The 22,063-nt window shown below is 41.8% G+C and carries 24 protein-coding genes; 20 read left to right on the top strand and 4 right to left on the bottom strand.

All coding sequences use genetic code 11. The annotated features are described in order from the left end of the window. Positions 1–21: 21 nt before the first annotated feature. The 5 genes from cysT to J4G44_RS06850 all read left to right on the top strand — a co-directional run bounded on the left by cysT (position 22) and on the right by J4G44_RS06850 (position 5,187). Entirely contained in the window at positions 22–855 is an 834-nt protein-coding gene (cysT, locus tag J4G44_RS06870; RefSeq protein WP_004971748.1) for a sulfate ABC transporter permease subunit CysT, read from the top strand. Continuing rightward, the gene (gene cysW / locus J4G44_RS06865; RefSeq protein WP_096901108.1) at positions 852–1,745 is read left to right on the top strand and encodes a sulfate ABC transporter permease subunit CysW; all 894 of its coding nucleotides are present in this window, start codon (positions 852–854) and stop codon (positions 1,743–1,745) included. The genes cysT and cysW overlap by 4 nt, the downstream gene beginning before the upstream one ends. A gap of 11 nt (positions 1,746–1,756) precedes the next feature. Continuing rightward, positions 1,757–2,818, top strand: coding sequence for a sulfate/molybdate ABC transporter ATP-binding protein (locus J4G44_RS06860; RefSeq protein WP_168417798.1), 1,062 nt, complete (start codon positions 1,757–1,759; stop codon positions 2,816–2,818). A 52-nt stretch (positions 2,819–2,870) separates the two neighbouring features. Next, positions 2,871–3,794 carry a CysB family HTH-type transcriptional regulator gene (locus tag J4G44_RS06855; RefSeq protein ID WP_131261163.1) on the top strand — a complete coding sequence of 308 codons (924 nt, stop codon included), beginning with the start codon at positions 2,871–2,873 and terminating at the stop codon, positions 3,792–3,794. 184 nt (positions 3,795–3,978) lie between these two features. Beyond that, complete coding sequence (locus tag J4G44_RS06850; protein ID WP_131261164.1) at positions 3,979–5,187, top strand: OmpP1/FadL family transporter; 1,209 nt, start codon at positions 3,979–3,981, stop codon at positions 5,185–5,187. Between the two features lie 74 nt (positions 5,188–5,261). Here the strand turns inward: J4G44_RS06850 and carO are convergent, their stop codons facing one another. Next, entirely contained in the window at positions 5,262–6,011 is a 750-nt protein-coding gene (gene carO / locus J4G44_RS06845) for an ornithine uptake porin CarO (protein WP_207973533.1), read from the bottom strand. A 298-nt stretch (positions 6,012–6,309) separates the two neighbouring features. Here carO and dapD point away from each other — a divergent pair, with 298 nt between their 5' ends. The 5 genes from dapD to J4G44_RS06820 all read left to right on the top strand — a co-directional run bounded on the left by dapD (position 6,310) and on the right by J4G44_RS06820 (position 9,630). Then, positions 6,310–7,131, top strand: coding sequence for a 2,3,4,5-tetrahydropyridine-2,6-dicarboxylate N-succinyltransferase (dapD, locus tag J4G44_RS06840; RefSeq protein WP_131261166.1), 822 nt, complete (start codon positions 6,310–6,312; stop codon positions 7,129–7,131). Positions 7,132–7,211: 80 nt separating this feature from the next. Next, the gene (queE, locus tag J4G44_RS06835) at positions 7,212–7,922 is read left to right on the top strand and encodes a 7-carboxy-7-deazaguanine synthase QueE (protein WP_136144777.1); all 711 of its coding nucleotides are present in this window, start codon (positions 7,212–7,214) and stop codon (positions 7,920–7,922) included. Positions 7,923–8,011: 89 nt separating this feature from the next. Then, positions 8,012–8,683, top strand: coding sequence for a 7-cyano-7-deazaguanine synthase QueC (gene queC / locus J4G44_RS06830; protein ID WP_136144778.1), 672 nt, complete (start codon positions 8,012–8,014; stop codon positions 8,681–8,683). 13 nt (positions 8,684–8,696) lie between these two features. After that, the gene (locus tag J4G44_RS06825) at positions 8,697–9,101 is read left to right on the top strand and encodes a hypothetical protein (RefSeq protein WP_004971768.1); all 405 of its coding nucleotides are present in this window, start codon (positions 8,697–8,699) and stop codon (positions 9,099–9,101) included. Between the two features lie 70 nt (positions 9,102–9,171). Then, positions 9,172–9,630 carry a peroxiredoxin gene (locus tag J4G44_RS06820; protein ID WP_096901114.1) on the top strand — a complete coding sequence of 153 codons (459 nt, stop codon included), beginning with the start codon at positions 9,172–9,174 and terminating at the stop codon, positions 9,628–9,630. Positions 9,631–9,708: 78 nt separating this feature from the next. Here J4G44_RS06820 and J4G44_RS06815 read toward each other — a convergent pair whose 3' ends face one another. Next, positions 9,709–10,281, bottom strand: a complete 573-nt coding sequence (locus tag J4G44_RS06815; RefSeq protein WP_096901115.1) for a nicotinate-nicotinamide nucleotide adenylyltransferase — start codon at positions 10,279–10,281, stop codon at positions 9,709–9,711. A gap of 411 nt (positions 10,282–10,692) precedes the next feature. Here J4G44_RS06815 and J4G44_RS06810 point away from each other — a divergent pair, with 411 nt between their 5' ends. Further along, positions 10,693–11,493, top strand: coding sequence for an enoyl-CoA hydratase-related protein (locus tag J4G44_RS06810; RefSeq protein WP_180169725.1), 801 nt, complete (start codon positions 10,693–10,695; stop codon positions 11,491–11,493). 149 nt (positions 11,494–11,642) lie between these two features. Continuing rightward, positions 11,643–12,419 carry a nitroreductase family protein gene (locus tag J4G44_RS06805; RefSeq protein ID WP_096901117.1) on the top strand — a complete coding sequence of 259 codons (777 nt, stop codon included), beginning with the start codon at positions 11,643–11,645 and terminating at the stop codon, positions 12,417–12,419. A 540-nt stretch (positions 12,420–12,959) separates the two neighbouring features. Here J4G44_RS06805 and J4G44_RS06800 read toward each other — a convergent pair. Next, complete coding sequence (locus J4G44_RS06800; RefSeq protein ID WP_104851742.1) at positions 12,960–13,277, bottom strand: YqfO family protein; 318 nt, start codon at positions 13,275–13,277, stop codon at positions 12,960–12,962. 264 nt (positions 13,278–13,541) lie between these two features. On the opposite strand from J4G44_RS06800, the gene J4G44_RS06795 reads away from it, so the two are divergent. From J4G44_RS06795 to ruvB, 3 genes are all read left to right on the top strand, one after another. After that, positions 13,542–14,882 carry a deoxyguanosinetriphosphate triphosphohydrolase gene (locus J4G44_RS06795; protein WP_019837718.1) on the top strand — a complete coding sequence of 447 codons (1,341 nt, stop codon included), beginning with the start codon at positions 13,542–13,544 and terminating at the stop codon, positions 14,880–14,882. Between the two features lie 129 nt (positions 14,883–15,011). Next, positions 15,012–15,614 carry a Holliday junction branch migration protein RuvA gene (ruvA, locus tag J4G44_RS06790; RefSeq protein WP_154320901.1) on the top strand — a complete coding sequence of 201 codons (603 nt, stop codon included), beginning with the start codon at positions 15,012–15,014 and terminating at the stop codon, positions 15,612–15,614. 242 nt (positions 15,615–15,856) lie between these two features. Beyond that, on the top strand, positions 15,857–16,864 hold the full coding sequence (ruvB, locus tag J4G44_RS06785; RefSeq protein ID WP_180043332.1) for a Holliday junction branch migration DNA helicase RuvB: 1,008 nt from the start codon (positions 15,857–15,859) through the stop codon (positions 16,862–16,864). A gap of 82 nt (positions 16,865–16,946) precedes the next feature. On the opposite strand, the gene J4G44_RS06780 is transcribed toward ruvB, so the two are convergent. Then, positions 16,947–17,525, bottom strand: a complete 579-nt coding sequence (locus tag J4G44_RS06780; RefSeq protein WP_207973532.1) for a hypothetical protein — start codon at positions 17,523–17,525, stop codon at positions 16,947–16,949. A gap of 228 nt (positions 17,526–17,753) precedes the next feature. Between J4G44_RS06780 and ybgC the strand changes: the two genes are divergently transcribed. The 5 genes from ybgC to tolB all read left to right on the top strand — a co-directional run bounded on the left by ybgC (position 17,754) and on the right by tolB (position 22,046). Beyond that, positions 17,754–18,161, top strand: coding sequence for a tol-pal system-associated acyl-CoA thioesterase (gene ybgC / locus J4G44_RS06775; RefSeq protein WP_004971791.1), 408 nt, complete (start codon positions 17,754–17,756; stop codon positions 18,159–18,161). Positions 18,162–18,188: 27 nt separating this feature from the next. Continuing rightward, entirely contained in the window at positions 18,189–18,887 is a 699-nt protein-coding gene (gene tolQ / locus J4G44_RS06770; protein WP_104851739.1) for a protein TolQ, read from the top strand. Further along, positions 18,887–19,336, top strand: coding sequence for a protein TolR (gene tolR, locus J4G44_RS06765; RefSeq protein WP_070154130.1), 450 nt, complete (start codon positions 18,887–18,889; stop codon positions 19,334–19,336). Before tolQ ends, tolR begins: the two co-directional genes overlap by 1 nt. A gap of 3 nt (positions 19,337–19,339) precedes the next feature. Continuing rightward, positions 19,340–20,569 carry a cell envelope integrity protein TolA gene (tolA, locus tag J4G44_RS06760; RefSeq protein WP_207973531.1) on the top strand — a complete coding sequence of 410 codons (1,230 nt, stop codon included), beginning with the start codon at positions 19,340–19,342 and terminating at the stop codon, positions 20,567–20,569. Between the two features lie 193 nt (positions 20,570–20,762). Then, on the top strand, positions 20,763–22,046 hold the full coding sequence (gene tolB, locus J4G44_RS06755; RefSeq protein WP_207973952.1) for a Tol-Pal system beta propeller repeat protein TolB: 1,284 nt from the start codon (positions 20,763–20,765) through the stop codon (positions 22,044–22,046). Positions 22,047–22,063 lie beyond the last annotated feature (17 nt).

The raw sequence follows: 22,063 nt of genomic DNA, 5'->3' as shown, positions 1-22,063 counted from the left end.
TCTCTCTTTTGAGGAGTCATCATGTCGCAGCGATCCAAAGTGCTGCCAGGATTTGGTCTTTCTCTAGGCTTTACCCTAGCGTATTTATCCTTAATTGTTCTTATTCCCTTATCGGCTGTATTTATTAAATCGCTGGGTATCGGTTGGGATGGTTTATGGGAAATTTTAAGTTCAGAACGTATCCAAAAATCTTTGCAACTCAGTTTTAGCGCTGCGCTCATTGCAGCCTTTATTAATGTCGTCTTCGGCTTATTATTGGCATGGTGTTTGGTACGATACAGCTTTCCGGGCAAACGTATTATAGATTCTTTGGTCGATTTACCTTTTGCATTGCCTACTGCAGTTGCGGGTATTGCCCTGACTTCTTTATACGCACCGACTGGCTGGATTGGACAATATTTAGAACCATTAGGCATTAAAGTCGCGTATACCCCTATCGGGATTACCCTTGCCCTGATTTTTATTGGTATTCCATTTGTTGTGCGTACCGTGCAACCCGTACTCAGTGACTTAGAAACCGAGTTGGAAGAAGCAGCATCTGCGCTAGGGGCTAACCGCTTTCAAATTGTCACCAAAGTGATTTTCCCTATTTTATTGCCTGCACTGATTACAGGTTTTGCCCTCGCATTTGCGCGTGGCGTGGGTGAATATGGCTCGGTGATTTTCATTGCAGGTAACCAACCATTTAAAACTGAAATTGCACCCTTAATGATTATTTCTCGTTTAGAAGAATATGACTACGCAGGTGCAACCACAATTGCTGTGGTGATGTTGCTGATTTCTTTTGTCATGCTGTTCTTAATTAACTTATTACAAGCATGGGCAAGTCGTCGCACAGGGAGAACTGCACGATGAGTTTAAATACCAACAGCAATGCTTTGGCTGAAAAACTACAATCACGCGATGCAACACGTGAACCGACTTGGGTACGCTATACCCTAATTGCAATTGCCTTCATTTTCTTCTTAAGCTGTCTGATTTTGCCGCTGATTTTGGTTTTTGTAGAAGCCTTTAAACAAGGCATTGGTGTCTATGCACAAGCATTGGTGCATCCTGACACTTTATCGGCAGTGAAATTAACCTTACTCACTGCAGCCATTGCCGTACCTTTAAACGTGGTATTTGGTATTGCCGCAGCGTGGTCAGTGGCGAAATTCAATTTCCGTGGTAAGTCGATTCTCACCACCTTAATTGATATGCCTTTTTCAGTTTCTCCTGTCATTGCAGGTTTAATGCTAGTCCTGATTTTTGGTACACAAGGTTGGATGGGCGGCTGGTTGATGGAACACGACATCAAAGTTTTATATGCCGTACCTGCAATTGTGATTGCCACCATCTTCATTACTGTACCTTTTGTGGCGCGTGAATTGATTCCTTTAATGGAAGCGCAAGGCACAGAGGAAGAAGAAGCTGCGATTGTATTAGGTGCATCGGGTTGGCAGACCTTCTGGAAAGTCACTTTGCCAAATATAAAATGGGGTTTAATTTACGGCGTGATTCTGTGTAATGCCCGCGCAATGGGTGAGTTTGGCGCGGTATCTGTGGTATCGGGGCATATTCGCGGAGAAACCAACACCCTACCGCTGCACGTCGAAATTCTCTATAACGAATATACCTTTAGTGCTGCGTTTGCGGTGTCCTCTCTCTTGGCACTTCTCGCGATTGTGACCCTGATTTTAAAAACTTGGGTTGAAATTCGCCAAGAAAAGCAAAACCAACGCAATGAAGATTCAACTGTTTCTTAAGGAATGACCGCATGAGTATTCAAGTTAAAAATATTGAAAAAAATTTTGGTGCATTCCATGCACTTAAAGACATCTCCCTCGATTTTCCAGATGGCCAACTGGTGGCGCTGCTTGGGCCTTCAGGCTGTGGTAAAACCACCTTGTTGCGTATTATTGCAGGATTAGAGTCGGCAGATCGTGGGCAAGTGATATTAGAGGGTCAGGATGCAACCGATGTGCATGTGCGCGAACGTCAAGTTGGATTCGTTTTCCAACACTATGCCCTATTCCGCCACATGACCGTATTTGACAATATCGCATTTGGTTTACGGGTACGTCCACGTGCAACCCGACCTTCAGAAGCTGAGATTAAAAAACGTGTTATGCGTTTGCTCGACTTGGTACAGTTAAGCTTTTTAGCAGACCGTTATCCTGCGCAGTTATCGGGTGGACAACGTCAACGTATTGCTTTGGCACGTGCCTTAGCGGTAGAACCACGCGTATTGTTATTGGATGAACCTTTTGGTGCGCTTGATGCCAAAGTGCGTAAAGAATTACGTCGTTGGTTAAGAACTTTGCATGATGAATTACACATCACTTCAATTTTCGTGACCCACGATCAGGAAGAAGCACTCGAAGTTGCCGATCAAATTATTGTCATGAACAAAGGTAATGTCGAACAAATTGGTTCACCGCGTGAAGTGTATGAACAGCCTGCAACTCCGTTTGTATTTGACTTCTTAGGTCAAGCCAACCGTTTTGAAGGACAACATCATCAAGGGATTGTGCAAATTGGTGAAGATCGCGTACAACTTCTCAATCAACCGAATGCGCCTCAAGGCAAAGTGATTGCATTTGCACGTCCAGATGAGTTGCATATTCATGCCCAACCACAGGAAAATACCATTCAAGCGACCTTCTTACGTGAGGTTTGGATTGCTGGTAAAGTAGTTGCAGAATTGCAAGATCGCCAAGGGAATTTAATTGAAATTGCACTCACTGCAGATGAAGCGAAACTGCACCAATTCCGCCCAAATCAAACGGTTTGGTTAAGTGTAACCACTTTACATTTATTTGAAAATCAAGTCGCATAAGGACATCAAGATGGAGCCTAACCCGCTCCATCCTTTTTAGGGTTGCACCACTATGAACTTCCAACAACTTAGAATTATTAGAGAAACCGTTCGGCAAAACTTTAATTTAACCGAAGCGTCTGCGGCACTATACACTTCTCAATCGGGCGTGAGTAAGCACATTAAAGACCTTGAAGATGAACTTGGTGTGCAGCTTTTTGTGCGCAAAGGCAAACGTCTATTAGGTTTAACCGAGCCAGGACAAGCTTTGCTGAGTATTGTCGAACGCATGTTGGTTGATGCAGATAACATTAAACGCCTTGCCGATGACTTTAATAAAGTCGATGAAGGCACGCTCACCATTGCGACTACACATACCCAAGCGCGTTATGTGCTGCCGCCTATTGTGAATTTGTTTAAAAAAGAATTCCCTAAAGTACATTTGATTTTGCAACAAGCCAGCCCTGTTGAAATTGCCGAAATGCTGCTACAAGGTGAAGCCGATATTGGTATTGCAACCGAATCTCTAACCACTGAAGAGAACTTGGCAAGTGTGCCTTATTATGACTGGCGCCACAGCATTATTACCCCGCAAGATCATCCTTTAGCCAGTAAAACTGAGATTAGCCTGACCGATTTGGCAGAATATCCAATCATCACTTATCACGGCGGCTTTACGGGACGTTCTAAAATTGACAAAGCATTTACCGATGCAGGAATTGATGTCAATATCGTTATGTCTGCACTTGATGCCGATGTTATTAAGACCTATGTTGAATTGGGCATGGGCGTAGGCGTGGTAAACAATGTGGCATACGATGCAGAACGCGATTACCGTCTAAAACAAATCCAGACCGATATTTTTGGGGTAAACACCACATGGATTGCGGTTCGCAAAGGACATTTACTACGTGGCTATGGCTATGAGTTTATTTCTTTATGTGCACCAAATGCCGATATTAAAGCGTTAAAGCGCATTGCTTATCCTGACGAATAACCCCATTCACATAAGAGAGCGCATTCGCTCTCTTATGTTTCATTATTTCGCCACGATCTTCGTTTATCTTAAAACAGGAAAATAATGTTTTAAATTGATTCAAATTATGCATAAAATATAATCAACAATAAAAATGATTATTTGATTTTAAACACGATTCTATCACTCAAATGCGGGACGTCACATGAAATATCATCTTTGCACTGCATGCTTGTACGTCCTGCCCATAGTGTATAGTCATGCTGCAGCTCTAGAACAAAGCCATCAATCTGTAAGCGCCTTTTTACAAGAAAATAATTATGCAGAAATAACCTTGCTTTATTTAGAGCCGAATGTTTCTGGGCAAGTACAATATCAACAACAACTCCGTGAACTGGGAGTTACTGATTTTTCGACTGGAGATTTGGTCGAAAGCAAACATTTCATCAATGCGGGCTTAAAATTACAGCTTAGCCCACAACTTTCCTTTGGTTTATTATTCGACCAACCGTTTGGTGGGCGGGTTAATTATCAATATACCCCTGAAATATATGCTGAAAAAATAGAAATTGAGTCCAGTCATATTCAGTTTGACAGTCGCAATATGACTGCACTAATCGGCTATCAACCTACCCCTCGCTGGAATTTTTTTACAGGTATTAGCTGGCAAGACTTTAAAGGCTATTTAGAGGTTTTTGGACAAGATTATGCTGTGTTTAATGGTTATAGCGTAGCATTTGAACGTGATTCTGCCCTAGGTTGGTTAACAGGATTTAGTTATCAAATTCCAGAGTATGCATTTAAAACCGCAGTGACTTATCGCGCTAAAATTAAACATCGTCTAAATACTTACGAACATACGCAACACACGCTTTTAAATCTTGTGCCCGAAAATCAGAGCGTGGTAGAAACTCCACAATCTGTCAATGCACACTTACAAACAGCGATTTCGACACATAACCTCGTCTATGCAGATTTACGCTGGGTAAACTGGTCTGACTTTAGCATTCAACCGCCACAATTTAATGCGGTCATTGCTGCCTATGCACCGTATGTACCCGAAATTTCAGGTTATCAACTGATTTCCTACCCTAAAGACCAATGGTCGGCAAAAATAGGCTGGGCGCACCGTTGGACACCCACATGGGTCAGTTTTATTGAAAGCTCATGGGACTCTGGGACTGGCAATACTGTGTCTACACTCAACCCTTCAGATGGCTTTTCAAGTTTTGGAACAGGCGTGGTATATCGTGTAAATCAAAAAAATGAGATTACATTTGGCGCACATTATTTAAAGTTTAGAAAAGCCAAAATCAATACCAATACTGACAGTGCTGTGTCTTTTGCCTCGCTGGCAACGTCCAATAATAACAATGCCCTTGTTTATGGTTTACGTCTTGCCCATCGTTTTTAATATACACGTAAACCTACACAAATAAAAAACGAGCCGAAGCTCGTTTTTTTTGGTTTAGCTGAAACTAACGGATATTACCAGTGGTAGCTTACACCTAGTTTCGCTACTGGCATCCATTCATGTTTATCATCTGTACGAATTTTTTCCTCTTCAATGGCAATATTGTCTACCAAGCTTCCTCGAACAGCATCATCAGCTGCACCGCCACTCACAAGCGTCAAATTGGCGTCTGGATTACCCGTATAATAAGCGCCGACTTCACCAAACACACCCCAGTTATTGTTAATCTTTGGTGCAAAACCTAAACCTAAGTAAGGTGCGATGTCATTTTTATAACTCATTTTACCATTGATATGAGCACCATCTGTACCCGCTGTAAAAGCAGTATGGTTTACAGAGAAACCTTCACCAGGCTTAACACGGCGGTCTAGGTCATATTCATTATCTACATAACCAACACCAGCAGCTACATAAACGCCTTGAGCCCAACGGTTAGCACTTGCACCCCACGGACGGATCTCAGCATTTAAATAGGTCAGGTTATTCTCCATATCCATATCATACTTTGAGCCATTGACTGATAAATCATCCGACCAAGAAATATCGCCACCGTTATAACCCAGCGCTAAGCCCACATACGGGTTTGCAGTCCAAAGTAAGGCACCGCCATAACCTGTTGTACCTACTTCAGCACGTACACCTGTTGGAATTAATTGGTTACGATCAAACGCATAGCCATCTTTTACCACAGCTGTATCTGCCATTGCAGAACCTGCAACTGCTGCCAATACCGAAGCGGCTAAAAATGTATGTAAAGTTTTCATTGTGTTTCTCCTCAAACTAAAACTTTTTGAATTTTCATTCGTTTTGTCATGAGAAAACTATAGAGCATGTTGCGTTCAGCTTTTATGCAAAATTCACCCCGTTTTTGTTATTTTTTGATACAAATTTATTCTTATTGTTTATTGCAAAAGCATTTATTTTCAAAACTTCAACAATTTAGCGCGCAACTTAACTTGTTTATCTTACTAAGGATAAATTCCAATCTGTTCCAATTTTTATCTATTCCTCACTCAATATAGTGTAAAATCTTTGGAAAATTTTTTTCTGGTAAGAACATCGATGTCTCAGCTTTCAACAATCATTGAACAAGCATTTGAAGACCGCGCTAATTTCAGCGCTGCAGATTGTCCCTCTGAAATTCGTCAGGCAGTTGAACAAGCAATTGCAGGTTTAGATAACGGCACATTACGCGTTGCTGAAAAAATTAATGGTGAGTGGATCGTTCACCAATGGTTAAAAAAGGCAGTTTTGTTATCTTTTAAACTCAATGATAACAAGCCAATTGAATCTTGTGATTTGCGTTTCTACGACAAAGTAGACACGAAATTTACAGGTTGGACTGACGAGCAATTCAAACAAGCAGGTGTGCGTGTTGTACCGCCAGCAGTTGCACGTAAAGGTTCATTCCAAGCCAAAAATGTGGTGTTAATGCCATCTTATGTCAATATTGGCGCTTATGTAGATGAAGGCACCATGGTTGATACATGGGCAACGGTAGGTTCATGTGCACAAATTGGTAAAAACGTGCATTTATCGGGTGGTGTAGGTATTGGTGGAGTACTTGAGCCACTTCAAGCAAATCCAACAATTATTGAAGACAACTGCTTCATTGGCGCACGTTCTGAAATTGTTGAAGGTGTGATTGTAGAAGAAGGTTCGGTCATTTCTATGGGCGTTTATATTGGTCAATCGACCAAAATTTATGACCGTGAAACTGGCGAAATCCATTATGGTCGTGTACCTGCAGGTTCGGTGGTAGTTTCTGGTAACCTGCCTTCTAAATGTGGCACTTATAGCTTGTATGCTGCTATCATTGTGAAGAAAGTAGATGCAAAAACCCGTGCAAAAACCAGTTTGAACGACTTATTACGCGAAGACTAAACTTTTTTTAGTTTTCTCCATCTCTACGGCCAGCAATGACCGTAGGGATTTTTGTTTTTTTACATACTGTGATGAATTTTATGAATACCCTCCGATCTTCCGCTATTCCTGTTTCTGATCCGTCTGCGGGTTTACGCATCACGGAGATTTTCTATTCATTGCAGGGCGAAGCCAATACATCGGGCTTGCCAACCGTGTTTATTCGTTTAACGGGTTGTCCATTGCGTTGCCATTACTGTGATACCACTTATTCTTTTGAAGGTGGCGAACGTCAATCTTTAGATGACATCATCCAAACCACGCTAGAATTTAAAACACCGTATGTATGTGTGACGGGCGGTGAACCTCTGGCTCAACCGAATGCACTGCCACTCATGCAACGCTTGGCAGATTTAGGTTGTGAAGTGTCTTTGGAAACCAGTGGAGCTTTAGATATTTCTAAAGTGGATAACCGTGTGTCGAAGGTGCTGGATTTAAAAACCCCTGCATCGGGTGAAATGTCACGCAACTTATTATCAAATTTAGATTTTTTAAACCCACATGATCAAATCAAATTTGTGATTTGCAATCATGACGATTATCTTTGGGCGAAGCAGCAAGTTGAGCAATATCAGTTGCATAAAAAAGTCGATACAGTGTGGTTCTCCCCTGCATTTGCTGTCGAAAAAGGTGCAGTCGCCTTGCCACAACTTGCACGTGATTTGGCACAGTGGATTTTAGCCGACCATCTCCCTGTTCGTTTCCAATTGCAATTACATAAATTGCTTTGGAATGATGAAACAGGTCGTTAATCTCCTCACGAATCCCCATTCGTATTGACGTCAATCTTCACACTTTTGCTCAAGTTCTATCGCTATATTTTAAAATTTGGAGTTCAATTATGCGCCCTCGTGCCATTGTATTGTTATCTGGTGGATTAGACTCAACCACGTGTTTGGCATGGGCACAAGCGCGTTATGAATGTATTGCACTTAGTTTTATGTATGGTCAACGCTCGACTACAGAGCTAGATGCTGCACGTGCCTTGACTAAAAATGCAGGCATTGAGCATCGTGTGATTAATATTGATTTAGGCAACTTGGGCGGTTCTGCCCTGACCGATCACAGCATTGAAGTACCTGATCATGAGCAAGAAGGTATTCCTGTGACTTATGTGCCTGCGCGTAATACCATCTTCCTGTCTTATGCTTTGGCAGCTGCCGAAGTTTTTGATGCAGAAGCAATTGTGATTGGTATTAATGCGGTAGATTATTCGGGCTATCCTGACTGTCGTCCTGAATTTATTGATGCTTTTGCCAATATGGCACGCTTGGCAACCAAAGTTGGCGTAGAAGGCAAACCGTTAAAATTTGAGACACCTTTGTTACATTTATCCAAAGCAAATATTATTCGCTTAGGTATTGAACATGGCGTAGACTATAGTCAAACGGTTTCTTGCTACCAAGCAGATGACCAAGGACGTGCTTGTGGTAAATGTGACAGCTGTCGCTTACGCAAACAAGGTTTTGCCGATGCTGGTGTTGCAGACCCAACGCGTTATATACCGTCATAACAAGGTAAAGTGTATGAAAAATTTAAAATCAAACATTATAGTTTCTGCGATTATGTCTGTTGCTGCATTATTCGCAACAACGACACACGCAAATAATGACAAGTTGCAACAAGCATATAAAAGCACCAATGTAAAAGCAGCTTTAATTAATGTTTGTAAAGAAGAAACTGCAAAAGGCAAAAAACTGACTACAGCTGAAGTAAGCAAATATTGTACTTGTGCAGTAGAAGCAGATGGTAAATTAACCAACGCTCAAAAATGGGAAATTCAAAGCGCAATTAACCAGAAAAAGAGCCCTGCGACTTTAGCTTTTGTACAAAAGCAAAATAAAGATTTGCAAACTTGTTTTGGTCCTCAGCTTACAGGTAAATTAAAAACCTTAACTGAAGAAGCAATGAAAGCGGCTGAGAAAAAATAATTTTTCTTAACAATTTCAACTAGCCACTTTATGTGGCTAGTTTTTTATGTGCATGATTTTGGAGAAAAATATGAGCACGACAATTCAATTACCAAATCAAGCTTTTCCTGCAACCACAGGCGAAGTCAATTTAACCGAACTTGGTACAGATTGGTTAGTGGTGTATTTTTACCCGAAAGATTCTACCCCAGGCTGCACCACACAAGCTGTCGATTTTACTGCGCTAAAGCCACAATTTGATGCGCTTAATACCACCATCATTGGCATTTCGCGCGACTCAGTCAAAGCCCATCAAAACTTTACCGAAAAACAATCTTTAGGCATCAACTTGATTAGCGATAAAGAAGAAGTATTGTGTCAGTTGTTTGATGTGATTAAAGAAAAAAATATGTATGGCAAAAAAGTTATGGGCATTGAACGCTCTACTTTTATTTTCCATCAAGGTCAATTACTGAAAGAATATCGTAAAGTCAAAGCTGCAGGACATGCCGAGCAAGTGCTTGCGGATTTAACCGCTTTACAGGCTTAATTTTCGGCCTCTAAAAAAACACAATGTTCTGGATGATTGAAAGCTTTTTCAATCATCCTTTTTCATTTAAAAACTGGATTACTCCGTCAAATTACTGCTGTCCTGCTGCTGGTATTTGTCTTGTAATTGACGATAAATTTCCGTGTTTTGAAATGCGGTTAAGAAATCAATTGTGCCTTGCGGGAAAAAATTAGGCTGTATTTCCCCACGATAATAAGCCTCACGTGCAGGCGTAGCAGACATGGCATCTTGCAAGCTGTCTAATTCTACCATCTCCCATTCAGGGAAAAACTTTAAATAATAAGACGAGTCATCTTTAAAATGCCCAATTAAACCAACACGATCTTGCGGTTGAATCAATTCACCGACTAAAGATTTGACTAGTTTTTGCCATTTTTCATCATTGTAGACATCTACGACATGCACAAACTTAATCCGTTCTTGCATCTCAGGTGAAAAGTTAGACAAAATCATCTGCTCACGTTCTTTGGCTAAAAACGGATTTTTTAAATTGCGCTCATTTTGTGCAGAACCTAATGCCAAAATCACATAATGACTACGTGCTAACGCAATTTGAATGGTTTGCAAATGCGCCAAATGAAATGGCTGAAAGCGGCCAATGAAAACCAAATAATCAAACGTATATTGCATAATAAATACGCCAATCCTAATTTTGATAACAACATGATGCTATCTGATACGCGGAAATGTCATCCACAACCTGCGTGGTATCAACTCATTATTGTTTTTGCAAGATAATAAATCAAAAACAATAATTGGGCAGGTTTCGTGGATGACAAATGGTTTTGCCTACTTTTGCCAAAACAAAAGTAGGTCGAACCGAAGGTTAATCCTAAAATAGAATTAATAGACGTTAAGATTCCGCCTTGCTTATTCATTTTTTAAATGAACAACCCCAAATTCTAAATAAATTTCACATTGAATTAGGAACGCAAATCTCATCATTCACTAACTTTTTATGAACTCATGAGTTGTGCCAGCGCTGCGAATTTGCGACATAATGAGCCATAAATTCAAACCAATCAAAGCAAGGATAGTACGATGACACTGAGCTGTATTCAACAACCTCACCCACATTTGAATGCGAATTTAGACAATGGCGTACTGTCTTTAGCCATCAACCGACCAGAAGCAAAAAACGCGCTGTATGGTGAATTATATTTGTGGATTGCACAAGCCTTAGATGAAGCAGATCAGTCCAACGCAGTACGTTGTGTGATTTTACGTGGTGCAGATGCAGACTTTAGCGCAGGCAATGACATGCAAGACTTTATGAAGTCTGCCGCACTTAAAGGACAACTACCTGCTGCCGAAGGTCCTCCATTCATCTTATTAAAATCTGCAGCCAAGTTTTCTAAACCGCTGATTGCAGCTGTACGTGGGGTGGCGATTGGCATTGGTGTCACAATTTTATTGCATGCAGATTTGGTGTATAGCGACAATACTGCCCTATTCCAAATTCCATTTGTGAGCTTGGGCTTATCGCCTGAAGGTGCATCAAGCAAACTTCTGGTAGAACAAGCAGGCTATCACAAGGCGGCTGAACTGTTGCTAACTGCACAAAAATTCAATAGCGAAACGGCATTATCGGCAAATTTAGTTAATAGCATTGAAACTGATGTCTATGCAACGGCGCAACAAAAAGCAGCACAATTGGCAGCTTTACCATTAGCTTCACTTAAACAATCTAAAGCCCTCATGAAACATAATGTCGATGAAATTGTGGCGTGGATTGACCATGAAGCTGAGATTTTTATGCAACGTGTCGGCTCAGCAGAAATGATGGAAGCGGTGCAGGCCTTTATGCAAAAACGTAAACCTGATTTCAGCCAATTTAATTAAACGTTGTTTAACTGAAATGCGATTAAACTCATTTCAAGTAAACTAGACGTTTTAAACCACATTCATCTTGGCTGAATGTGGTTTTTTCTTTATTCGCCCCCATATTCTGCAATGAGCTGTCAATCATTAAAAAATTGAGGAAAATTGTAATGTCTAATCCAAATCCAGCCGATGTTAAAGCTGAAAAAAAAGAACGTTATTTTGAACCTGCACCACAAGATATTGATGTAGAAAACTTTAAAAAAGTCATTCAAAGCCGTCGTTCGGTGCGTAAATTTACCGACAAAGCCATTCCTGCGGAAGTATTGGATGATTGTTTAGATATGGCTTTATTGGCACCAAACTCATCTAATTTACAACCGTGGACTTTTGTCGTGGTGCAAAATCCTGCCAAGAAAAAACAACTGGTTAAAGCCTGCTTAGGACAACTCGCTGCTCGTACTGCAGCAGAGCTAATCGTGTGTATTGCACGTACAGACCGTGTTGATGAAATGGCAAAAAAGAATATCAGCGAGTTCCCTTTTCCTGAAGCACCTGCTGCAGTCAAAAAATATTACAAGTTTATTCCTTATAACTACATGACTGGCTACTTAAACGCAGTAGGTAACTTTAAGAAAGTCGCTTTCAAAATTGCACGTAGTTTAGATAAACAATTACCTGTGACTGCATTTAACCCTGCAGATGCCAAACTTTGGGCAAGTAAAACTACAGCACTCGCCTGTGAAAATATGGTCTTGGCCCTTCGCGCACACGGTTTTGATAGCTGCATGATGGAAGGTTTTGATGAGCCGATGGTACGCAAACTCTTAAAACTGAATGATCAACAATTTCCAGTGATGGTGATTGCTGCAGGTGAACGTGCCGAAGATGGTGTCTTTTTCCCGCAATACCGTTTTGACCGTGACCTGTTTATTCAGAAAGTCTAGGGGCTGTTAACATTTCATAAATGGCTTGCGCTGTAGGCTAAAACTGAGCAGATTAGGCATGAAACGCAAGGAATAGCGAGACTATTGCCAAGTTTCATAACGTAATCTGAGAAAGTTTTAGCCACATGAGCAAGAACAAAGCGCTGCTTTGTTTGCTGCGCAAGGGGACGAGCATATTTTTTGCTGCTATTGCGTTATGAGTCAGTCATTTAGAATAACTAAATTTCCTGCCCCATGCCTTATATCAGCTAAAAAACCTTGCGAGATATATCTCTCACGTCGCAAACATAGATGAAGTGTCAACAGACCCTAATATTTCAACTGTATTTTTAAAACCTAGCCACATTTTGACTCGTGATAAGGCGACAAGGATGTCGCCCGTTAGACTGTGGTACAGGACGTACCATCAGTCTAACAGAGGGCTTTTGTTACTTTTCGCCCGTGAAAAGTAAAATCTATCTACGCAACTTATATTTGCCCCAATCCATATATGAGTGATCGTACAATTCTATTTTTCTTTAAAAATTGGTATTTAAGTCTTTAAAAATTAATATCTAAAAGTTGCATAAACTCAAAGGCAGGCTCTTCGTAAGGATGGCTTGCCTTGAGCGCTTTTGCGACTGCCTGAGCATTTTGCTCAGGTACAATGGTTTCCACGCGCCATTCGGCAACGTGTTCCAAAGCATCTAACTCACCAATAAACGGATTTGCTCCTTTGACAGGCTTAAATTGCCCTGTGCCTAAAACCTGCCATGCACAATGTTCATAATTGCCAATTCCACCTGCACCCGCTGCAAAAACCGCCAGTTTAGTTTCTTCAAGATGAGATTCAGGCACATAGTAAATCAGTTTGAGCATATTTAAACTTCGCTATCCATTTCACAATTAATTAGAAATTAGCATAAAAATTTGAGCATTGTTGCTATTTTGGCAACCTATACGCATCATCCAATCCTCAATTTATACAGTTCCCCAAAAAAACTTTAAAGTACGCTTCGCCACAAACTTATCCCCCATTTTGTATGAATTTAGATTTAAAAAGACAAGCCATGTCGCACGCCCCTAGAGCTTTTGTCATTTTTTTGGCATGATGCAAAACAAGCATATAGTGAATAATGATAAATGACTCAAATGCGTTGGTTAGAACTGCTTTCCACAGTTCGAATTGGTAGTAAAAAACAAAGTACAGAACAGGCGCGCAGCCCTTTTCATAAAGATTATGACCGTATTATTTTTTCGCAAAGTTTTAGACAACTAAACCGTAAAACCCAAGTCCATCCACTGACTCAACACGATGGTATTCACACTCGCCTGACCCATTCTTTAGAAGTGTCTTGTATTGGACGTTCATTAGGGATGCTGGCTGCAGAAAAAATCAAAGACCATTTGCCTATGTGGATTTCCCCTGCCGATGTCGGTGCGATTATTCAAGCCGCTTGCTTGGCACATGATATTGGTAATCCACCTTTCGGACATGCAGGCGAATATGCCATTCGTGAATGGTTTGACGATGCTTCACACGGCAATTTTCTCGCCAAACTTAGTGATGAGGAAGAAGCCGACGTACGTCAATTTGAAGGCAATGCGCAAGGTTTACGTCTACTCACCAAAATTGACTATCATCCAAATGATGGCGGCATGCGTTTAACCTATGCCACTTTAGGCGCTTATTTAAAATATCCGTGGCTCTCCAAAACCATTGCCGAACAAGGCAACCGCCCTGCCAATCAACGTGATAAATTTGGTTGTTACCAAGCTGAAAAAGAAATTCTCAAACAAATTGCAGAACAACTTGGACTGATTCAATTGGGCGATTATCACTATTGTCGTCATCCACTGACATATTTATTGGAGGCAGCGGATGATATTTGCTATGCCTTAATTGATTTGGAAGATGGCATTATTTTAAACATGCTCAGCTATGAAGAAGTTGAACCGATCTTTTTAAACTTGATTGGTGACTACGGTATTCCTGCAGAACTAGCGATGGCACGTACCACATGGCAACAAAAAATTGCCGCTTTGCGTGGTCGGGTCATGAAGCGTTTAGTCGATGAAGTCACCACAGCGTTTGCCAAACACCATTTTGAAATCCTAATGGGACAACTTAAAGGCAGCCTTTTACAGTATTGCTCAGCAGATATTGAAATTGGTATTAATCGCGCCAAAGACTTAGCGCGTGAGAAAATTTTCGAGCATCCGCAAAAAGCTGGATTGGAAATTATTGCGCATCAAAGTTTACAAAATATTTTGGATGCGTTTATTCCGCTCACCACACCCCATAAAACCCTAAGTTTTAAAGAGCAGCGTTTAATGTCCATCTTGCAACGCTCAGGGGCAGATTTTGCGCATAATCATTATGACAATATCATGCAAGTCTTGGACATTATCTCTAAGTTTTCAGATCACCAAGCCTATAATTTATCGCAAGAATTACAAGGCAATAAGGTTGGTCTGCTATGACGAATCACATGTATATCAATAACTTATATAAGATTGACGTAGAATTTAAGCACGAATTTTGCCTTTTGTGAAAATGCGCTCTACTATGCGAACAGCAACTTATTTTAAATCAATCAGTGAATCACAAATATGATCGGATGTCTTATTGGCGAAGTATTGGCTTTAGAAGCACCAACCGTGTTACTGAACGTGAATGGTGTGGGCTATGAAATTGACACGCCACTCACCACATTTTGCCAATTACAAAAAGGGCATAAAATTACCCTGTGGACGCATTTAGCTGTGCGTGAAGATGCTCAATTGTTATATGGCTTTTTAGAAGCCCAAGAAAAAACCATTTTCCGTACCTTACTCAAAGTCAATGGTGTCGGCCCGAAAATGGCACTGGGTATTTTATCGACCTTGAGTGTCGAGTTACTGATTCACACCGTAGAACATGAAGATATTAACACCCTGATTAAAGTGCCAGGTGTGGGCAAAAAAACTGCTGAACGCCTGATGATTGAATTGCGTGATCGCTTTAAAGCCATGTCCAACGAAGTGAGCAGCAGCAATTCCACTGCGACTCAAATCCATTTTACGGGCAATTCTGCTGTTGCCGAAGCCGAAGCCGCTTTACAGTCTTTAGGTTATAAACCTGCCGAAGCACAAAAACTGATTAATGCAGTCAAGGCCGATTTTACCGAAGCCAGTGATATTATCCGTGCAGCATTAAAGTCGATGAATAAATAAAAGATGCCAACAAACCTAGCGTAAGTTCATCTTTCCAATATTGGATACATGACTGGCGACATGGATGTCGCCCGTTGAGTTGGGGTATAGGGATATACCCTCAACTCAACATAAGATTTTTGTTACTTTTGATCTTTCAAAAGTAAAATCATGCCTTCGCAAAGGCATTTAAACGCAACTCATACTTTGAGGCTGTGCATGCAGCATCAAAATGCCCAGCTCAAGAGATTAGTTAACACGATATGCAAGACCGTCTAATCAGTGGTTCTGAAAAACCCGAAGATCAAATTGATCGCGCCATTCGCCCCACTTCACTCGATGACTATATTGGGCAACCTGTAGTGCGTGAACAAATGGAAATTTTCATTGGTGCAGCCCGTGGACGCGCAGAAGCATTGGACCACACCCTGATTTTTGGACCACCAGGTTTAGGCAAAACCACACTCGCCAATATTATTGCCCGTGAAATGGGCGGCAACCTTAAATCTACTTCAGGGCCTGTCTTAGAACGCGCAGGCGATTTAGCCGCCATGCTGACCAATCTTGAAGAAGGTGATGTGTTATTTATTGATGAAATCCATCGTCTTTCACCTGTGATTGAAGAGATTTTGTATCCAGCGATGGAAGATTATCAACTGGACATCATGATTGGTGAAGGGCCTGCAGCACGCTCCATTAAACTGGACTTGCCACCATTTACCCTTGTCGCCGCTACCACACGTGCAGGCTTACTCACCTCACCGTTACGTGACCGTTTTGGTATTGTGCAGCGTTTGGAATTTTATTCGGTTGAAGATTTGACCCATATTGTCAAACGCTCGGCGAGTTTAATGGGTGTGCCAATGACCGATGCAGGAGCCAATGAAGTCGCTCGTCGTTCACGTGGTACACCACGTATTGCCAACCGATTATTGCGTCGCGTTCGTGACTATGCGCAGGTCAAAGGCACAGGTGAAGTCACGCAAGAGATGGCACAACGTGCGCTAGATATGCTGAATGTCGATAAAGATGGTTTAGATACCTTAGACCGTCGTTATTTATCAATGTTATTAGAGCGTTTTGATGGTGGGCCTGCAGGTGTGGAAGCTTTGGCCGCTGCTATGGCTGAAGACTCTGGCACTTTGGAAGATGTAATTGAACCATACCTAATTCAACAAGGTTATGTAATGCGAACCGCTCGCGGGCGTATTGCCACCAATATGGCGTATTTACAATTTGGGATGACACCGCCAGAGCCAAAAGAAAAATAGCTCAAAGGAAAAAATAGCTTGAAGGGAGCTATCTCCCTTTAAGCTATTAAATATTTAGGTCAATTGGGTCTGTAGATAGACCCTAATTTTCGATGACACGCACATCTTCAACGAGCATTAATTCACACGCGCCCGCCCCTGTGTCATTGCGGCTTAAAGAACTACGCCACTGCCAACCATCTGTGGCAGTGACCTCAACCAATTTACCTTTCAAATAAATCAAATCATCTTCATCAATCTGTTTTAACTGTGTCGCAATCGCGGGTGTGGCAGGAATTAAATGCGTATTGGCGCTCAAACTTGCAATCTCTTGCACAGGAATCGGTGGTGCTTGTTCATAACGCCAATAATACCAACGGTTGCTTTGACGAATAGACAACTGTTTATACACCTCAGGCTTGGACATTTCTCCCCATCCCAAGGCAAAATCGACAGGGCTAAGTTCGGCTTCACGTCCAAAATTATAATTCTTAAGTGACAACACCCGAAACTCACCTTCATAGCTTTCCAAAACTTGAATGGTATAGTCTTTAAACTGATGCACTTGCTGCGATGACTGATAGGTTGTGCTATCCGCAATTCCTCCATCTGACTGGAACAGCGTCATCCACAACAAATACAATATGGCAATGACCACAAAAAATTTAACTAAACGACTCATGTACTGCTCATTGGGATGGATCATCTGCATGTATAAGGCAGGTAGCTAATTTTAACTTAAAAGCATGTTTGAAATCTTGTGCCATTGGACGAAGCGTTGAGAATGATAAACTGCCACGCTATACACAGCTTGACTTATAGCCCCGATTCACGTCAATTTCACAGACAAGGCTTAAGCTATAAGTATTGCTTATCAAACAACTTTGCAACATTGAAGCGGAACATCATCATGGCGAATAAATTTGAATTTAAAATTCGTATCTATATGGAAGATACTGATGCAGGCGGCATTGTTTACCACGCCAACCATATTCGCTTTATGGAACGTACCCGTACCGAATGGCTTCGTGCATCGGGTGTTGATCATTATTGGCATCAACAAGATTACAACTTTGTCGTGCATAAAATTAACGTGAAATATTCACGTCCAATCTTAATGGATGACCTAATTACTGTTACAGCAAGTGTAGTTTCGTGTAAAGCGTCATCATTTGTATTGCAACAAAATATTTATCGTGGTGAAATCATGCTTGCATCTGGCGAGGTTGAATTGGCCTGTCTTGGTTCAGATATGAAACCACGTCGTCTGCCAGATGAAATTCGTAGCCTTATTCTGAAAGAATTAGGACAAGATTAAAAAAATGAATTGGCACATGTAGTAACTATGGCAACACAACTCGAATCATCTCTTCAAGTATCAGATCTTATTTTACAAGCAAGTCCTGTTGTTCAGCTGGTAATGCTCTCGCTGCTTTTAGCATCATTATACAGTTGGTATCTGATTGCCAAGTTACACATGAGCTATAAAAAAGCACAGGCAGATGATCAGCATTTCCAAAAAATCTTCTGGTCTGGTGCAGAATTAAATACGCTTTACAACAACGCACAGCTCAATTCAAAACGTGTCGGTTTGGAAGATATTTTCTATCAAGGCTTAGGTGAGTTTTTAAAACTCAAAAAGCGCCAAGCGCCTGCAACACAAACCATTGAAGGCACAGAACGTATTTTACGTGTCGGTTTAAGCCGCGACCAAGCTCAACTTGAACAAGGCTTAGGTGCATTAGCCAGCATTGGTTCGGTTGCGCCATACGTTGGTTTATTTGGTACCGTCTGGGGCATTATGAATGCCTTTATTGGACTGGCAGATGTCGATCAAGTCACATTGGCAACAGTCGCACCAGGGATTGCCGAAGCCCTCATTGCCACAGCCATTGGTTTATTTGCCGCCATTCCTGCGGTACTTGCCTTTAACCATTACACCGCCAAAGGCGAAGCGATTTATTCTGATCGTGCTTTATTTGCCGAAGAAATGGTGGCTTTATTACAACGTCAATCTTTAGGCAATACTAAGGATCACGACTAATGGCCATTCAACGCTCAGGACGCTTCGAGCGCATTAAGAAACCACTCAAAAGTGACATGAATGTAGTGCCCTATATTGATGTCATGTTGGTGTTATTGGTGATTTTTATGGTTACTGCACCGATGATTACCAGTGGGATTCAAGTCGATTTACCTCAAGCCAATGGTAATCCAATTGAATCGAAAGATGCCCCTGCTTTGGTGACTTTAAATAAAGATGGGCAATATTTTTTAGAATACAAAGAACACAAAGCCGAACCTTTGGAATTAGCCCAACTGAAACAAATTTTGACCGATGCTCAAATTCAAGCCAAAGCTGAAAACAAAGAGTTTCAGGTTGTTATTCGCGGTCATAATACACGCCCTTATGGTGATGTGATTGCGTTAATGTCTGACTTACAAGATGCGGGTTTAACCCAAGTTGGATTGCTGACCGAGCCTTTAAAGTAATTTATGAAAGATTTTAAAAAGCCACCTTTTCAACAAAAAGCCATCGCGATTGGGTTCACCGTAGGTGTCCACCTTATCGCAGTGGTTGGCTTGCTTTATTTGGGCATGAGTAAAGCACCTGAGCCGCCTAAACCCATTAAAACGGTATTAATAAAACCAGAAGATTTAAAACCCTTATTAGAAACTGAATCTGCTGAAACCACACATGAAAATGTAGCAGAGCAAATTACTCAAACAGCCGAGCCTGCTCTTGAACCTGCCCCTGTCATTCCAACACCTGCAGCGGCTCCTACGCCACCCGCTCCTCAAGTTGATACACAAAAAGCTGCACAAGCAGCAGAGGCGCAAGCACGTGCAGAACGACAAGCTGCTGAAGCCAAACAAATTGCAGAGCGACAAAAACTAGAAGCTGAACGCTTAAAAGCTCAACAAGCACGCGCCGAAGAACGTGCTCAACGAGAAGCTGACGCCAAAGCAAAAGCTCAAGCCGATGCCAAAGCACGTGCTGAAGCAGATGCTGTACGTCGTAAAGAAGCCGAAGCCCTGAAAAAAGCAGAAGCGGCAGAAAGACGTCAACTCGAAGCCAATGCAGCAGCAAAACGCAAAGCTGAAGCAGATGCAAAAGCCAAGGCAGATGCTGAGGCAAAACGTAAAGCTGACGCAGATGCAAAAGCCAAAGCTGATGCAAAACGTAAAGCTGACGCAGATGCAAAAACCAAAGCAGATGCCGATGCAAAACGTAAAGCTGCAGCAGATGCAAAAGCCAAAGCTGATGCCGACGCAAAACGTAAAGCTGCTGCAGATGCAAAAGCCAAAGCTGATGCCGAAGCAAAACGTAAGGCTGACGCAGATGCAAAAGCCAAAGCTGATGCCGAAGCGAAGGCACGTGCCGATACTGAAGCCAAAGCTTCAGCTGCCAAACAAGCTGCAGAAGAAGCTGCTCAGAAAAAGGCTGAAGTACGACGCATTGCATCCACTGCTAAACGCGATTTCGAAAATAAAATCAGACGAGCGTGGGATACCCCAGCTGGTTCTTCGGGTCAACGTGCAACTGCCCGCGTGACTTTAAGTGACAGTGGCGCAGTTCAGTCTGTCGTGGTTAATTCTAGCGACCCTGACATGAAAGCCAGTGTAGAAGCTGCTGTTCGTACTGCCGCACCTTATCCGATGCCATCAGACCCAGATGCACGACGCGAAGCACGTAGCTTCACCTCTACCTTTACAGCGCAATAAGTTACCAGTTAGCCGAATAACATCTATTTGGCTAACTCCTTCTCAAAATATTTACGAGTATAAATAAATTTAAATTTTCACAGTGTTATAACAGTTTTATTATAAATTCATGCTTTCATTCCTACCAAAGCATGCCATTATGTACCACAATTACATCCAAAAAAGTTATGTTGATTTGAGAAAATAGCGAATGATGGAAACAACGCGTAAATACCTACTTTGTCTTGCTATTTTAACTGCGCTTAGCCCAGTTTTAAGCACACAATCTTTTGCACAACTGCATTTAGAAATTGCCAAAGCACCAGAAGAAGCACCTAAAATTGCGATTGTGCCGTTTGGCAATGATCAAAGTATTTATCCTATTGTAGAAAACGATTTAAACCGTTCAGGCAAATTCACCAGTTCATCTAAAAACCTTGCTGCAACTGCAAGCATGAACAATCCAAATGCAGCTGCATGGCAAGCCGCAGGTGTACCTTATGTGGTGACGGGAAATGTCAAAGCCACTGCAGAAGGCGGTTATGAAGTTCATTACCAACTTTATGATGTGCAAAAACAGCAATACTTATTGAATGAATTATTAAGCGTGCCTGCGTCACGCGTACGTTCTGCTGCACACATGATCAGTGATGCCATTTATGAAGCACTCACGGGCATTAAAGGTGACTTTAGCGGACGCATTGCTTATGTACTGCGCAACCCTGCAACACCTGAACAACGCTATACCCTGCAAATTGCCGATACTGATGGTGAACAGCCTAAAACCATTTTGACTTCGCGTGATCCTATTTTATCGCCTGCGTGGACACCAGATGCCAAAAAAATTGCCTATGTGTCGTTTGAAACCAAACGCCCTGCTATTTATGTGCAAGATTTGGCGACAGGTCAGCGTGAAAAATTAGCCAGTTTCCGTGGTTTAAATGGTGCTCCAAGCTTCTCACCAGATGGTCAAAGCATGTTGTTTACCGCATCCATGCATGGCAATCCAGAAATTTATCAAATGAATTTAAGCACCCGTGAACTGCGACGCATGACCAATGACAGTGCGATTGATACCGAAGCACGTTATGCACCAGATGGTAAATCATTTATTTACACTTCAGATCGTGGTGGTTCCGCACAAATTTATCGTTATGACTTTGCCACAGGCAGCAGCAAACGCCTAACCTTCCGCGGTGCATTTAACGCACGTGGTACGCTCAGTGCCGATGGTCGTAAACTGGCATTGGTGCATCGCCCAAGTGGCAGTAATTACAAAGTCGCAATTCAAGACATCAACACCAATATCACCAATATTTTAACCCCAACCAGTTTGGATGAGTCGCCAAGCTTCTCACCAAATGGGCAAATGGTGGTGTATGCAACGCGCGAAGGCGCACGTGGCTTATTGTCAATTATGTCTTTAGACGGTCGCTTCCGCATGAACTTACCAAGTGAACAAGGTGAAGTGCGTGAACCTGCGTGGGCGCCAAAATAATGAGTATCCGCAAGGTA

Source organism: Acinetobacter towneri (assembly GCF_017498585.1).
Classification (GTDB): Bacteria; Pseudomonadota; Gammaproteobacteria; order Pseudomonadales; family Moraxellaceae; genus Acinetobacter; species Acinetobacter towneri.
Note: the sequence above shows the minus strand (reverse complement) of the source record. Positions and strands in the feature narration are given on the sequence as shown.

Coding starts and splice junctions, on each gene's coding strand:
- tolR (WP_070154130.1), top strand. CDS start 18,887: ATGGCCATTCAACGCTCAGGACGCTTCGAGCGCATTAAGAAACCACTC.
- J4G44_RS06850 (WP_131261164.1), top strand. CDS start 3,979: ATGAAATATCATCTTTGCACTGCATGCTTGTACGTCCTGCCCATAGTG.
- queC (WP_136144778.1), top strand. CDS start 8,012: ATGCGCCCTCGTGCCATTGTATTGTTATCTGGTGGATTAGACTCAACC.
- J4G44_RS06805 (WP_096901117.1), top strand. CDS start 11,643: ATGTCTAATCCAAATCCAGCCGATGTTAAAGCTGAAAAAAAAGAACGT.
- J4G44_RS06860 (WP_168417798.1), top strand. CDS start 1,757: ATGAGTATTCAAGTTAAAAATATTGAAAAAAATTTTGGTGCATTCCAT.
- tolQ (WP_104851739.1), top strand. CDS start 18,189: ATGGCAACACAACTCGAATCATCTCTTCAAGTATCAGATCTTATTTTA.
- tolB (WP_207973952.1), top strand. CDS start 20,763: ATGGAAACAACGCGTAAATACCTACTTTGTCTTGCTATTTTAACTGCG.
- cysW (WP_096901108.1), top strand. CDS start 852: ATGAGTTTAAATACCAACAGCAATGCTTTGGCTGAAAAACTACAATCA.
- cysT (WP_004971748.1), top strand. CDS start 22: ATGTCGCAGCGATCCAAAGTGCTGCCAGGATTTGGTCTTTCTCTAGGC.
- ruvB (WP_180043332.1), top strand. CDS start 15,857: ATGCAAGACCGTCTAATCAGTGGTTCTGAAAAACCCGAAGATCAAATT.
- J4G44_RS06825 (WP_004971768.1), top strand. CDS start 8,697: ATGAAAAATTTAAAATCAAACATTATAGTTTCTGCGATTATGTCTGTT.
- dapD (WP_131261166.1), top strand. CDS start 6,310: ATGTCTCAGCTTTCAACAATCATTGAACAAGCATTTGAAGACCGCGCT.
- J4G44_RS06820 (WP_096901114.1), top strand. CDS start 9,172: ATGAGCACGACAATTCAATTACCAAATCAAGCTTTTCCTGCAACCACA.
- ruvA (WP_154320901.1), top strand. CDS start 15,012: ATGATCGGATGTCTTATTGGCGAAGTATTGGCTTTAGAAGCACCAACC.
- carO (WP_207973533.1), bottom strand. CDS start 6,011: ATGAAAACTTTACATACATTTTTAGCCGCTTCGGTATTGGCAGCAGTT.
- queE (WP_136144777.1), top strand. CDS start 7,212: ATGAATACCCTCCGATCTTCCGCTATTCCTGTTTCTGATCCGTCTGCG.
- tolA (WP_207973531.1), top strand. CDS start 19,340: ATGAAAGATTTTAAAAAGCCACCTTTTCAACAAAAAGCCATCGCGATT.
- J4G44_RS06795 (WP_019837718.1), top strand. CDS start 13,542: ATGACTCAAATGCGTTGGTTAGAACTGCTTTCCACAGTTCGAATTGGT.
- J4G44_RS06800 (WP_104851742.1), bottom strand. CDS start 13,277: ATGCTCAAACTGATTTACTATGTGCCTGAATCTCATCTTGAAGAAACT.
- J4G44_RS06810 (WP_180169725.1), top strand. CDS start 10,693: ATGACACTGAGCTGTATTCAACAACCTCACCCACATTTGAATGCGAAT.
- ybgC (WP_004971791.1), top strand. CDS start 17,754: ATGGCGAATAAATTTGAATTTAAAATTCGTATCTATATGGAAGATACT.
- J4G44_RS06855 (WP_131261163.1), top strand. CDS start 2,871: ATGAACTTCCAACAACTTAGAATTATTAGAGAAACCGTTCGGCAAAAC.
- J4G44_RS06780 (WP_207973532.1), bottom strand. CDS start 17,525: ATGAGTCGTTTAGTTAAATTTTTTGTGGTCATTGCCATATTGTATTTG.
- J4G44_RS06815 (WP_096901115.1), bottom strand. CDS start 10,281: ATGCAATATACGTTTGATTATTTGGTTTTCATTGGCCGCTTTCAGCCA.